The sequence below is a fragment of the Methylophaga sp. OBS1 genome (assembly GCF_026319365.1).
The window spans coordinates 91,996-106,388 of the sequence record NZ_JAPDMS010000006.1 but is presented as its reverse complement, the minus strand read 5'-3'; the positions used below and the strand labels follow the sequence as shown (position 1 = coordinate 106,388).

Genomic DNA, 14,393 nt, shown 5'->3' with positions numbered 1-14,393 from the left:
ACTCCACAAACGGTTTCTTCAACTGGGTAATAGCAGTTTGCGTGCCAACCATCCAAGCTATTGATTTATCATCGGTTCACATCAAAAGCGGCAAGCATCAGGCGGCACAGCGGCAAGCATTGCCACCCCCGTCACTGCCGGCTTGTTGCACTAAAGGTCACGATATCGGGAGTCGATACATTAAAATAGAGAACTAGCTCTCAAAATTATTCTGCTAGTTGCTTGACTCAAAAAGCTTTTGAGCATAAGAATTGAATCATCGGAGGAGTACCAGTGATCAGGACAACGCGCAGCGGCGGGTTCACGCTAATTGAACTCATGATAACCCTATCTGTGGTGGCCATTTTGGCCGCTATTGCTGCGCCCAGTTTTTCACAAATGCTTCGTGACCACAGAATTACGACCCGGGCCAACGACCTGTTAGCTGAGTTCCAGATGGCAAGGAGTGAAGCAATAAAACGGGGCGTTCAAGTCACCATGATGAATCGCGGCAACGCATCTGAATGGGAAAGCGGCTGGGATATATTCACTGACTGGGATCGCGATGAAGCCATTGCAGACGTTGGCAATGACTGTGGCGTGGAAGGACAGGACTGCTGGTTAAGACGTCAGGCAGCACTCGAAAACGGCTTCACAGTCAGAACGGGGGGCACCTTTGCCAATTGGATTGCATTCAGTCCGACGGGGGAAGTTCGCGGTTCAGGCGGCTTTGGTAACGATACTTTTCTGGTTTGTATTACTGGCTCAGCTGATGGCAAAGAACTTGTCGTCAACAGCTCAGGGAGTGCGAGAGTTAGAAATGGGGATGGCGATTGTTAACTTGCAGAAATAAATTTGAACGCGGCTTCACCCTGCTTGAGGTCATGGTCGCCGTCTTTGTTTTGAGTATTGGCCTGCTCGGCCTGGCTCACCTCCAGGTGGTCACGTTGAAAGCAACGCAAAGCGCCGACTTCAAAACACAGGCCACCATTCTTGCGATGGATATGTTCAGTCGGATGCGAGCCAATCAGGATGCGGCTTATGGCAACAACTATGCGATTGGTCTGGCAGATGCGGTACCCGGCACCACCAGTCTTGCTGATCGCGACATCACCGAATGGCGTAACAATATCAGCAATCAACTTCCCGGCGGCCAGGGCGCAATTGCCTGCCCCGGTTTCGTCAATCTCAATACCTTTATCTGCACTGTTACCATTGCCTGGTCTGATGTTCAGACCGGCACAGCAGCGGACACCGAGTACAATCAGCGTGCGACCACCACGCTGACAATGGAGACAGCCATATGAAACGACAAAAGGGGCTATCTCTGGTCGAATTGATGGTCGCCATGGTCCTTGGCCTTGTGGTAATCGGGGCTGTGATTGAACTTTTTATCAGCTCACGTCAGCTCTACCGGGTCCAGGATGTGAAAGCCCGTATGCAGGAAGATGGACGCTATGCACTACACTATATAGGTGAGTTTCTCAGCCGAGGCGGTTACAGAGGCTGTGAGTCTGTTTCTCAACAGCAATCGGATGACTACGATAATGCTATTGCCCTAAATGACGGTACGGAACAGGGCAGAAAAGGCTTTCTGAATGTTTTGACTTCGGAATCAGATTATTTCTGGCAGCTACAAAGCCCCGTCATTGGTCATGAAGCCACCGGCAACAATAGCTGGACACCGGCAAAACCTGGCGACATTACTGACGCTGTCTCCGACAGTGACATTCTGACGATCAGAACCGTCGGTAGCTTTTATCTGCATGTACAGTCCCATGATGCAGATAACTTTTCGGCACCACTTCAAATAGGCCCGGATAATGGCCTTAGTGAATGTGACCCTGCCACGGAAGATACTTGTGCCAACATCATGATGGTCAGTACTTGCGATGCGGTCGCTGTTTTTCAAGTTACAAATGAAGACGCGTCTGAGACCGGTGTGCTCGAGCATGCTACAGGAATAGGCACACCCGGTAATTCCAGAGCTGATTTGGGTGGCAACTTTGAGGGTGGCTGGGTCAACACGATTGCCTCACAATCCTTTTACGTTCGCAATAATCCTGAAGGTATCCCCTCTTTATACCAGAAAACACTGGATAACGATCCTGAAGCACTTCTTGAGGGGGTCGAACAACTTCAGGTTACCTACGGGGTGGACTCGGATGGTGACCTCTCTGCAGAAGAATACCGTACAGCAGACCAAATAACCGGAAATATCAGTTGGACCGATGTAATCAGTGTTCGTATAAGTATGGTGATGATAAATATTAACCCTGATAATGATGACACCGACACTAACCTTGCTCTGGGTGATGGTCAGTACTTCCTGGAGGGTGTACAGGTGACGCCTGATGATGGCCGCCTGCGTCGAGTCTACACTCAAACTTTCATGCTTAAGAACAGAGCATCATGAATCAATACCGCTTTAAAGCTCAACATGGGGCAGCATTAATCGTCAGCCTGATTATTTTATTGCTGATGACCTTGATAGGTATTTTTGCGATGCGAACCAGCGTCATGGAAGAGCGAATGGCATCAAATCAGCGTGATCGAGAGCTGGCAACCCAGGCAGCAGAAGTGGCTTTGCGTGATGCTGAAAATGCTATCACTCAACTCACCACCGAACCGGTGGCCACCGCAGCTGGCAGTGATAACAATATACGAACATACAACTCTATGGATCCTGATCCCAGTAATGCCAATCCCTGGTGGATGGAACGCAATGCCGCATGGTGGGCAGCCAACGGTGTTGCTGCCACACGCCCTGATAATGTCGCCACGGCCCCACGCTACATCATCGAAGAAATAGTCATGGGTACAGAATCTGAACTAAGCGGTGTTCCACAGGATGGTGGCTTTAAAACTTACTACCGGGTCACCGCCAGAGGCACAGGGGGCTCAGATTTAGCCAGGGTGCTGCTGCAGACCACTGTGATCAAGAGGTACTAATCATGAATAAACTCACATCGCTCACGGTCGCAGGCTTGTTATTCACCACCCACCAGATTGCCTCAGCAGCCTCTCTTGATATCAGTAACGTTCCACTTTATCTGGGGGGAAGCGTCGAACCGAATATCATGTTCACACTGGATGACTCAGGTTCAATGCAGTTTGAAGTAATGCCGGATGAGATTCGTAACTTTGCCTACTACATGTTCCCACGACCTTCCGGTCTCTATGGCGCGAGTGTTTACACGAACCAGGTTCCCAATTTTGATGATGACAACATTCACAATTACTATCTGAGATCAGCAGAGAACAACAAAGTCTTCTACAACCCGGACATTGACTACGTGCCATGGAGCACCGCAGACGGTGGTAGCAGGGGTAACGCTAACCCTTACGCAGCATATTACAACCCTGAAGATACATCGCGTGGCAGCATGAACCTGCTCTCTGCTCAAACACAGTATGCCTGCTGGTACCGGGATGATGATAATTTAACCCAGGCATCCGGTGACCCCTGTTATGGCAACCACTCCTTCTGGCCTATCACCTACTACAATTACGATGGCAGTGGCAGTCGTTACAGTCGGAGTAACTATGATCGTGTCCAAATAACCAATAGCACACCTTCAAGTGCGACATTCACCAGCCCCGGCGGTATCACCCGTAACAGAGATCAGGAAATTCAGAATTTTGCCAACTGGTTTCAGTATTACCGCTCAAGGGTACTGATGGCCAGAGCGGGTGTTGGTCAGGCCTTTGCGACTCAGGGCACCAATATGCGGGTGGGATTTGCTGCCATCAACCAGGGCGGTAAGACTGTTGACGGAGTCTGGAGCAGCAGTGCGGTCATTGACGGTGTGCGTGGCTTTTCAGGTACACCTCGAGGTGACTTTTTCGATCGCCTTTATGGACATACGATTGATGCCAATGGCACACCGCTTCGCTCTGCAGCCAAAAATGTCGGCGAGTACTTTGAACGCGATGACGACCGGGGACCATGGGGAAATGTCCCGGGCAGCAACGATCCCAGCGCACACCTGACTTGTCGCCAGAGTTACCATATTCTCACCACCGACGGCTATTGGAATGGCGGTAGTCCAAGCGTAGGTAACAGTGACAACACGGCTGGGCCCGTCATATCCGGTCCGAATCAAGCTGATTATCAATACCTGCCGACAGCACCCTATGCTGACAGTCACAGTAATACGCTCGCTGATGTTGCGATGGACTACTGGAAACGTGACTTAAGACCTAACCTTGATAATGAAGTCACGACAAACCAACTCGATCCAGCCTTCTGGCAGCACATGGTCACATTCACTGTCGGTCTGGGTGTGAATGGTACCCTCGATCCGGATAGCGACTATGCTGACCTGGCAGCCGGGAACATCAACTGGCCTCAGCCCGGAGATGACCGAGAGGAAAATATTGATGATATGTGGCATGCCGCCATCAATGGACGCGGTTCATTCTTCAGCGCGGCCGACCCCAACACTTTCGCTGATTCTCTTGGCTCGATTCTATCTAATATCAACTCCAGAGAGTCATCAGCAGCGGCTGTAGCACTCAATTCCGGTTCGGCTTCATCCGGTTCCAGAATCTATCAGGCACGATTCAATAGTGGGGACTGGACCGGTCAACTATTGGCATATGGCATCAACAATGATGCGACCCTCACCGGAGAACTCTGGGATGCGGGTACGCTGATACCCAACCCTGGACAAAGGAAGATTATCACTTCTAATAACAATACAGGACAACCTTTCCGCTGGGCATCATTGAACGCTTCTCAAAAAGCAACGCTAAATAATAGCAGTACTTTACTGAGTTATCTTCGTGGTAATGCATCAAATGAATTAAGCAATGGCGGTAGTTACAGAAACAGAACCCGTAAACTGGGCGACATTATCAACTCTGCTCCTACCTACTCAGGAGCTCCCTCATCCCGTCATCCGAATGGCTGGGGAACAGGCCAGCCTGAGAATAATGTTCCGTATTCATCATTTGTGCTGGCCAATAAGAATCGCACCCCATTGATTTTTGTTGGTGCAAACGATGGCATGCTACACGCTTTCAATGCGACTTCGGGGGTTGAAGAGTTTGCTTATATCCCCTCGACCCTTTTCGAAAAATTACCGGCCCTCTCAGACCCGGATTATAGCCATCGGTATTATGTCGATGGCAGCCCCACTGTTATCGATGCCTTCTTCAGCGATAACACATGGAGAACCGTACTGGTTTCTAGCTTAGGCGCGGGTGGCCAAGGTATTTTTGCACTGGATGTGACTGACCGAAGTGCATTTGCATCTGAAGCCGGGGGGGCAGCAAAAGTATTGTGGGAATTTGATGATGACAACGACCGTGATATGGGCTTCACGATTGGACAGGCCAGCATTGTCAGACTGAACAATGGTCAATGGGCTGCGCTTTTCAGTGGGGGCTATGATAACAACGATGACAATGGTCTTGATGGTAATAACACCGATGACAGTCTGACAGGCAATGCCGTCATGTACCTGGTAAACATCCAGACTGGGGCGCTTATCAAGAAATTTGATACGCTGGCAGGGACTGCGGATGACCCCACTGGTAACAATCGTCCTAACGGTCTTTCATCACCCTCAGCGATTGATATCAATAATGATGGCAGTGTCGATGCCGTTTATGCCGGTGATCTATTCGGCAATGTATGGAGTATCGACCTGACGGGCAATGATCCTAATGCCTGGGACTTCAAGTATAAATCCGGTAGCGACCCTGTTCCTTTGTTTACAGCCTGTTACGGAAACAGCTGTTCCGGTAGTAATGTGCAGCCTATAACCACCCGTATTGAGGTCGTTAAACACCCGCGGGAAAGTGGTTATCTGTTATTGTTTGGCACCGGCAAATATTTTGAAGTCGGTGACAACGCCACATCCGGACAAGTCACTCAATCTTTTTATGGTATTTGGGACAAGCGTCAAAGCACGCTGACCCCGTTTGGTCGTTCAACACTGCAGGAACAGAAAATTATTCAGGAGAGTGTTTCCAATAACACGGAATATCGCGTGACTAGTAACAATGCGGTCGATTGGAATACAGAAAATGGCTGGTATCTGGATTTGTATAACCAGCAAAGCGGGAACACCACTAACTATGGTGAGCGTCAGGTAAGCAACTCGGTCATACGTAACGGCAGGGTCATCTTCACCACGTTAATCCCGTCTGATGACCCCTGTGATGCAGGCGGTACCGGCTGGTTAATGGAGGTGAATTACGCCTCTGGCTCACGCCTGTCCTATTCACCTTTTGATGTGAATGGTGATAACAGTTTTGGTGTCAGTGACTACATTAATGTCGGTGACATTGATGGTGATGGGAATGATGATTATGTGCCGAGCTCCGGCAAAAAGTCCAAGGTCGGCATTATAGCCCGCCCAAGCATCATGGATGACCCGTCAGGCCAGCGTGAGCTCAAATTCAACAGCGGTGCTGACGGTAATATTGAAGTCACCGTTGAGAATCCCGGACCTGGCACCGGTGCCAGGCAGTCGTGGCGGCAACTGGATTACTAAATCGGGAGTTCATCATGAAAAATAAACTCTTTATCCTCGGTTTAATGATAGCCTCATCTGCTGCTGCAGAGCCCTATCAGCATGAGGGAGTTATCACTAAAGAGCCTGAGGCTGGCAATACCATTATCATCTCTAACCAGACTTACCACATCGACTCGGAAACCCGTGTGCATGGCATCATCGCTGGTAATGAACTCGGACCTCAGCCCCAACTTGGCAGTAAGGTCGGGTTTAATTTAGATCTTCGTGATGAGACTCATTACATTACTGACATCTGGCCATTGGAAAATAATGAATAATAAATTCAACAAATTGCAGTCTGGTTTCAATCTGGTTGAGTTGATGATTGTGGTTGTAATCATCGGCATCATCGCCGCTATAGCCTATCCCTCCTACCTGGAACAGGTCAGGGAAACGCGCCGCGCCAATGCTCAGGCAGATATGCAGGAGCTGGCCAGTTACCTTGAACGTTTTTATGGTGAAAACTTTACTTACCAGGGAGCCGGTGGTGGCAATCAACCCTTCGGTCAGTCACCCAAGACCGGACAAGCTTATTACAATTTGAACCTCAACAATCTTTCAGCTACCGGATTTGATGTTCAGGCGGTGCCACAAGGCTCACAAGCTGATGATAGTTGCGGCACCATGGTTTTGGATGAGACGGGTGCCGGTACCCCTGCTGGTTGCTGGAATTAGTAAGCAGACCGCTAAACCTCAGCCAGTGACAACCTTATAACAACGCCAGGCTCTTGCTACGACAACCAGTGCTGAGCATTAATATGGCTTCAATAAGCCAGACATGACTAAGGTTGATAAAAGAAAGGCCGGCTAAAAAGCCGGCCTCAATGTTTTAACCCCGATAGTTATCAGCTTTCATCAGTCTGAATGGCGCCATTGGCCAACAGTTGACCGATGATCTCAGCCTGCGTTGCCCCGGTGACACCCAGATCAGTGAAGCTGGTGTTTTGAAGCGTGATGGTCTGGTTCACAGCACCACTGCCATCCGTGCTGACACTGATCACCACATCAGCCCCCACTTCCTGAACGTTGAGGTAATCAAGGATATTGCCGCCGTTGACCTCATCGCTGCCGGATAACTGGTAACTCTCACCATCCAGAATATCCCTGAGGTCTATGGCATCAGACTCTCCACTGGTATTGAAGTCAGTAATGATGTCCATCGCTGGTTGTGCCGCAGTACCCTCATCACCGGCTCTCCAGAGGAAAATATCATCCCCATCACCGCCAGTCAGCAGGTCATTTCCACCGCCACCTTGCAGGATATCGTTACCGTCGCCGCCATCCAGCATGTCATCAACAGCAGGCTCTGCCACCGGCGAGCCAACAGCAGTGGCATCACTCGTATCACTGTTACCACTTCCAGGGCCATCGGTGTAATTACCATTGATCGTCTCACCATCACTGAAGCTGATGCTGTAGGGGATAGATTCGTCACCAAAGTCTCCACCCTCGTCGATATCATTACCATCGGTATCAATACCAAAACGCAGAGTTTCACCCGCAACGAAACTACCTGGGACGAAAGTGATGACCAGTTCTGTCGTATCACCCGCTGTCACTGTGTTGATATCGGCCAACAGCACCGTGGATTCATTGCCGATGGTAAAGGGATAACTACTACCACCGGATTGGTCAAAGAAACCCTCACTGGAAATATCAATTCTGATTTCAGTGATATAAAGTCCCGCGCCTGAGGCAAAGGCGAAACCAAACTGGTTACTGTTGCCGAATGTTGAGCCGGATCGCACATCAAGATTGACCTGGCGGGCAACGGGGCTGGTACCGGTCGTGCCATCTCCCCCAATCAGGATATCGTCGCCGGCTCCGCCATTGAGTATTTCAGCGCCATCGCCACCAATCAGGATTTCATCCAGATAATCGCCCTGGATGGTATCACCGGACTGCCGTTCAACTGACACATTTGCGTCATCTGAGCGACTGCCCGCGGTATTGGTGTAATCAAAGCTGCCGCCGTCACTATCATTGTCATCAAACATAACAGAGCCGGGGTTATCAGTTACGCTGCCGTCATTCGCATTGGACACTGCCGATATGACCTGGCTGTCACTATCCGGCCCGCTATCATTGGCCAGCAATGCCCAGTCGGGAATGTCTACCGGGTCCTGATTGGTGAGCACAAAGTCATCGCGGACAATCATCGGACCCGCAGCCGGATCGATGGTCACCGTCAGTGTGCTGGAGGCCATATCGCCGTCATAGTCGCTGATGGTAAAGCCAAAGATTTCCTGCACCACAGTAGGCACCGCATCCGGTCCAAGATACTCATAATCACCGCTGACCATATCAACGACGAGGGTACCGCCTTCTGGGGTACTGATAGTCCAGGTATTGCTGACAGCGTTGAACGTGCCGTTTGCAGCACCACCGCTGACCGACTGGGTGTCAGTCGGCTCATCATATAGGTAGCTCACCCCACCTACAGTGACCGAATAGACCCAGCCCTCATCGGCACCCGCTTCCCCTTTAATCAGATTGCCGGAAAGTGGCGGTACATCAATGGTACCAATCAACGTTGCCTGCAGATCAGCAAAGTCAGAGACCACGATTGAGTCAGTATTAACCGCTTCCACACCATCATAAGCAATCGGGTCGAGTTCATCTTCATCGACACCGGTTCCCATTCCCAACGAGAAGGACTTGATATTGTTGGCTTCAAGGAAACGTATCCAGTCACTTTCCTCATCGGACTGAATACCATCTCCGCCCCCTAGATCATTGTCTCCGCCCGGAATGGTTGCAGGGTTGCTAACACTGTTTTCGTTAGGCTCACCATCGGACATGAAATAGGAAATGTTCTGCGCTCCGGGAATTTCGCCAGACTGGGCGAAGGCATTTATCGCGTCATTCAGGGCATCGTCATAGTTGGTATTGCCACTTGCCGACAAGTCGAGAATTATGGATTTGGCCTGATCAACCGTCACCCATCCACCACCTGGATTAGCGGCACTGGAGGCAAAGGTGATGATATTCACCATCACATCGCCATAGGCATCATACTGATCCAGCAGCTCCAGGCTGGATTTGATCATGACTTCCAGCCTTGTCATACCCTGGAAGTTGGCCGGATCATTCATACTGCCGGATACGTCCAGAATCAGCATCAGGTTAGTATCGATTTCAAGCGTCGCTTCACCGCTATTGGTCTCAGGCGTCGCCAGCGGCAGGTCATCATCTATACTGACATTAAAACTGGTCAGCCCCTCACTGCCGTCATTATCCTGCACCGTGACATTGACACTGAAACCGACATTGTTTTCATTATTAGCATCCGGATGTTTTACCGCTTGCAATAATGTCACGTCATAGTCTGCGCCAGTCGCATTGATATTGGTCAGTGAGACAGTAAACACATGGTTTGCGGCATCACTGCTGTCCGTGCCAGAAACATAGCCAATCAATGTATTGCTGCCACTGTCCCAGGTGGTATCAACGGCATCGCCGTCATGTGTCATCAGACCCGTTGTATCACCGGTTGTGGACAAACTGACACTGTCAAAACCATCTGCACCGACGCTGTAGCTGATAGTGCCACTGCTCACAGGGTTGTCATCACCGGTGGCACTGTCATTATTACCCAGCGGCAGATCATCCTCATCGACGAGCGCATTGCTCGCGCTGAGTTCGGTAACACCGGTATCGGTAATACTGACGGTAACCTGTCTGGTGACACTGTCATTGTCTTTGTCGGTCACTGTGTAGCTAAAGACATCATCGACAGGATCGCCATTGGTATTAGCCACATTGGCAGGCGGAGTGTAAATCAACTGACCGCTGCCGTTAATGAACAGCGTGCCCAGGCCGCCAGTGAAGCTGATTGCCTGCAGGCTGCTGTTCAGGCCGTCTGCGCCACCTGCGATGCCCAGTGTTGCAGCGGCATCGGCAGCAACCACATTATTACTACTGCCTTCGGTGTAGTTACCACCGATGTAGTCCTGAGCTGATGGCAGATCATCCGATACCTGCACATTAACCATTCCGGTCGCGGTATCACCATCGATATCGGTGGCGACCACGCCCACACTGCCCAGTGCCTGTAGGTCATCCGCAGTGAAGCTTGGATGACTGTCATAGTTATCATTGAGCGTGGCTTTAACCGTCGCGGTATCGCCTACGACATTCAGGTCGAGGGTAACGATATCCACCCCGCCATCACGACCCACGATCTGGTTATCACTCACCCGGATCCAGTCGAGGCTGCTGTCCAGACCGGTCAAGTCAGTGGCAAACACAATGCTGGCAATGGCATCACTGCCGGCGGTGAAGACGATATCGTCTGAGTCTTCCACCGGTACGGCCGGGTTAGAGCCATCGGCCAGGTTTTCATCATCCACGGTGAGGGTGATGGGATCACCGGCCATCGGGCCGGCACCATCAGTAATGGTAATGGTGTGATCGTCACTGGCGATATCGTTATCCGCATCGGTGACTTCCACGCTGAAGGTGAGGCTTTGCGGATCGTCCTGATCCAGACTGTTCGGATCAAAAGTCCAGCTGCCGTCTGCATTGACCCGCAGCGTACCCTGAGCCAGGTTGATATCTGTGTCCAGCGCATACGCATCGCTGCCGACTTTGACCACGGTACTGGCCGCACCATCAGCGCCGGCACTGGCATTATCCCAGGTGCCGTCAATCGGGCTGGCCGCATCCTCAGCCACGGTATCAGTACCACTGACGGTCATATCCGGCACGTCGTCAGAGACTTCAACATTGACCGTTCCGGTCGCGGTGTCACCATCGATATCGGTGGCGACGACGCCGACATTGCCCAGTGCCTTTAAGTCATCCTCGGTAAAGCTCGGATGACTGTCGTAGTTATCATTGAGCGTCGCTTTAACGGTGGAGGTTGTACCGACAACGTTCAGGTCGAGGATCACGATATCCACGCCGTCATCACGGCCTACGATCTGGTTGTCATTCACCCGCGTCCAGTCGAGGCTGCTGTCCAGACCGCTCAGATCGGTGGCAAACACAATCGTGGCAATGGCGTCGCTGCCGGTGGTAAAGACGATATCGTCTGAGTCTTCCACCGGTACGGCCGGGTTGGAGCCATCGGCCAGGTTTTCATCATCGACGGTGAGGGTAATCGGATCACCGGCCATCGGGCCTTCACCATCAGCAATAGTGATCGGCTGATTGGCCTCTGCAGGATCACCATCGGCATCTTTAATGCGATAGTCAAAACCGGCATCCACATCACCTTCGGAGTTATCAACACTGTCAGCCGAGGTAAAAGTCCAGCTTCCGTCTGCATTAAAACTATAGCTGCCGACACCGGCCACATCAAAGCCATAGTCGCCATCGCCAAGGTCGCTGCCACTATCAATAGCAACAAAGCCACTGCCAAGGTTGACGTGAGTCAGTGTTATGGTTTCGTCAGCACCGGCGATATCGTTATCCAGTACATTGCCATTGATGGCTGGATCGCCTTCCGTCAGGTTGCGCGGTGTTTCATCATTGGCCACGGGCACATCATTCTGAACACTGATAGTGAATGCACCAGCGGATAAACCGTCCAGCGTGGCTGTGTCACCATCGGCATCTTCCACCGTGGCAGTCACGACCGATGAGAAATCAATGAATGCAACCGAACCACCGTCAGTGACCAACATGGTGCCCGTATCGCCGTCAGCATCAACATGATCCAACTGGTCATCCAGATCAAAAGCCCAACTGCCATCGGCATTCACAGTCAGGGTAAAGACGACAGTATCGCCCGCCATGGCCGTCAGTACATTACCGCTGGCAGAATAGGTCACGGCAACATCGTTGGAATACAGAGCAGGCAGACCACTGGTATCAGCGAGCAAGCCAAAGGTCAGGGAAGCCGGCTCATCGGCACCCTCAGTGACATTCACCAGGCTGGTCAATGAACCGGCAACACCACTGGCGCTATCATCATCAGTGGTCTGCCCCGCATCTAGAATACCTTGTGAACTATCGCTGGGTTCCACCGTGGTGGATAAGGCGTCTTCCACCACCATAGCGGAAACTGGATTAAAATCGCCCTCAACAGCAACAATACTGGGCACATCATCCTGAACCTGAATGGCGAAGACTTCAGTGTCGTCATCACTCCAGACGAGTTCATCACCATCGGCATCGGTCACTTTCAGCAACTGAGTGAAATCAATATTGCCAACCGTGGAAACATCATACCCGCCATCACCGGTCAGCAAGGTGAAGTTTTCCCCTTCACCCGCGGCATGATCCAGTTGATCATCCAGATCAAATTTCCAGTGACCATTGCTATAAACGGTCAGAGTAAACACCACGCGGTCGCCGGCCATGGCAGTCAAAACGGATTCACCCGCACCATTGCTGACGCTGTAGGTCACTGACTCACCTTGTGAGTACAGGCCCGGCAATAAGTCATTCACTGCTACATTGTCATCAATCAGACTGAATTTGGCTGGCGCATCGGCACCGACAGATATCAAACTGGTCAACGAACCGGCAGTATAACCGTCGGTTTCATCTTCCATCAGCGAACCACCATTGCGGTTGCCTTCTGACTGATCACCCTCATCACCCAGCGCTGTGGACATACCCTCTTCATGCACCTGGGCAATAATCTGCGCCATTTCCTCATCATCTTCAGCGCGCACCGGCACATCATCATCGACATTCACGCGCAGCAAACCATTGGCACTGTCACCGTCGCTATCAGTGATGGTGTAGCTCAAATCAACAAAGAGGTTGTTTTCTGTATCACCCGGCGCATGATCCAGCGGACCATGCAGGCTAAAACTGTAGTTCAGCGCATCCAGTTCGGCAGTGAAAATAATTTCTGCCATTTCACCATATTCATACTCACTGAACTGAAGCTGGGAAAAATCGCCGCCGTCGTCATAGTCATACCCGGATTTTAGGATATATCCGACCAGCTTCGAGCCGTCAGCAGACACCCAGATCAACACCGGCTCGCCACCGGAAGTCAGTCCCGAAGGCTGAGCAGCCTCAGGCTGAAAAACGACATTACCCGGCCCATCCGGCCCAAATCCGGCATTCAAAGTGCCCGACTGGGTCGTGGATGAATTGGGGGGTAAGTCGTCGCCGGATGCTTCATCGTTGTTGCCGAATTTAAATGGATAATTCCAGCCGTAACCGGTATCCAGTTCAAAAGCCGCGAGAATGGCAGATGGGCCGACAAAACTGAACAGAACTTCCGCCCCCAGATCGTCTTCATCCACAAATACCTCGGTGCCATCGGTGAACGGGGCGCCGCCTTCTTCTTCAATAAAAATCAGGTCTTCTTCCGGCAGATCGTATTCATTCGTGACACCAATGGTGTCAAAGCCGGCTTCAGGTGTAACGGCAGGATTGAGATAATCGACAAACACCGCTTCGTGCCCTTCATTGCCACCTTCTACACCAGCACCCGCTGCCGTGGCTTCTGCTGTTTCAGTCGGATCCTCGCCTTCCAGCAAAGCCTGCTGAATCGCAGCAACATCAGCCGGCACCGTCTCACCGTCTTCGCTTGCTGCCGTCGCGGTGGCAGGATCAAATATATCTTTATCCAGCATGGCCTGAGTGTTTCTGCCCAGATCCATCACACTGCCATCGGTGAATTGAATTTCAATCGCAGCATTTGGCCCGGTCGCAATGAGATCATCGGCGAAAACACGGTCACCCGCTTGTAGCGTTCTGATTGCACCATCCGCAGCAGTCGCTGTGACTGCACCTGTTGTTGCTTTTACTACACCAATTTGAATAGCCATATCCTCGCCTCCTTAAAAGCTAATGACTTGATGGGCTGTAGTCAGCAGTCCATTTGTTTGTTATCTGGCTACCCGCATTGGCGGCAACCGGGAATAACGCATCACGCCGCTGATCTCGGCGTGAAAATAAAAATTGTGCCTTCCTCTG

At 51.2% G+C, this 14,393-nt stretch carries 8 protein-coding genes; 7 read left to right on the top strand and 1 reads right to left on the bottom strand.

The features are described 5' to 3' along the window. Positions 1-273 precede the first annotated feature (273 nt). Genes OMQ46_RS15120 through OMQ46_RS15085 form a run of 7 tightly spaced genes read left to right on the top strand, consistent with a single transcriptional unit; the run spans position 274 to position 7,181 of the window. Entirely contained in the window at positions 274-819 is a 546-nt protein-coding gene (locus OMQ46_RS15120) for a GspH/FimT family pseudopilin (protein ID WP_266238249.1), read from the top strand. Next, entirely contained in the window at positions 813-1,286 is a 474-nt protein-coding gene (gene pilV / locus OMQ46_RS15115; protein WP_266238247.1) for a type IV pilus modification protein PilV, read from the top strand. The genes OMQ46_RS15120 and pilV overlap by 7 nt, the downstream gene beginning before the upstream one ends. Next, positions 1,283-2,395, top strand: coding sequence for a PilW family protein (locus OMQ46_RS15110; RefSeq protein ID WP_266238245.1), 1,113 nt, complete (start codon positions 1,283-1,285; stop codon positions 2,393-2,395). Before pilV ends, OMQ46_RS15110 begins: the two co-directional genes overlap by 4 nt. Next, a complete protein-coding gene (locus OMQ46_RS15105) occupies positions 2,392-2,931 on the top strand; it encodes a pilus assembly PilX family protein (RefSeq protein ID WP_266238243.1) in 540 nt (179 codons plus the stop codon). Before OMQ46_RS15110 ends, OMQ46_RS15105 begins: the two co-directional genes overlap by 4 nt. 2 nt (positions 2,932-2,933) lie before the next feature. Then, complete coding sequence (locus tag OMQ46_RS15100; RefSeq protein ID WP_266238241.1) at positions 2,934-6,485, top strand: pilus assembly protein; 3,552 nt, start codon at positions 2,934-2,936, stop codon at positions 6,483-6,485. Between the two features lie 14 nt (positions 6,486-6,499). Then, positions 6,500-6,784 carry a hypothetical protein gene (locus tag OMQ46_RS15095; RefSeq protein WP_266238240.1) on the top strand — a complete coding sequence of 95 codons (285 nt, stop codon included), beginning with the start codon at positions 6,500-6,502 and terminating at the stop codon, positions 6,782-6,784. Next, a complete protein-coding gene (locus OMQ46_RS15085; protein WP_323135167.1) occupies positions 6,777-7,181 on the top strand; it encodes a type IV pilin protein in 405 nt (134 codons plus the stop codon). Before OMQ46_RS15095 ends, OMQ46_RS15085 begins: the two co-directional genes overlap by 8 nt. A 170-nt stretch (positions 7,182-7,351) precedes the next feature. On the opposite strand, the gene OMQ46_RS15080 is transcribed toward OMQ46_RS15085, so the two are convergent. After that, positions 7,352-14,245 carry a retention module-containing protein gene (locus tag OMQ46_RS15080; RefSeq protein ID WP_266238238.1) on the bottom strand — a complete coding sequence of 2,298 codons (6,894 nt, stop codon included), beginning with the start codon at positions 14,243-14,245 and terminating at the stop codon, positions 7,352-7,354. Positions 14,246-14,393: the final 148 nt, after the last annotated feature.

Excerpts from the sequence above, each read along its gene's own strand:
- OMQ46_RS15110 (WP_266238245.1), top strand. The coding sequence starts at position 1,283 with ATGAAACGACAAAAGGGGCTATCTCTGGTCGAATTGATGGTCGCCATG.
- OMQ46_RS15105 (WP_266238243.1), top strand. The coding sequence starts at position 2,392 with ATGAATCAATACCGCTTTAAAGCTCAACATGGGGCAGCATTAATCGTC.
- OMQ46_RS15100 (WP_266238241.1), top strand. The coding sequence starts at position 2,934 with ATGAATAAACTCACATCGCTCACGGTCGCAGGCTTGTTATTCACCACC.
- OMQ46_RS15095 (WP_266238240.1), top strand. The coding sequence starts at position 6,500 with ATGAAAAATAAACTCTTTATCCTCGGTTTAATGATAGCCTCATCTGCT.
- OMQ46_RS15085 (WP_323135167.1), top strand. The coding sequence starts at position 6,777 with ATGAATAATAAATTCAACAAATTGCAGTCTGGTTTCAATCTGGTTGAG.
- OMQ46_RS15080 (WP_266238238.1), bottom strand. The coding sequence starts at position 14,245 with ATGGCTATTCAAATTGGTGTAGTAAAAGCAACAACAGGTGCAGTCACA.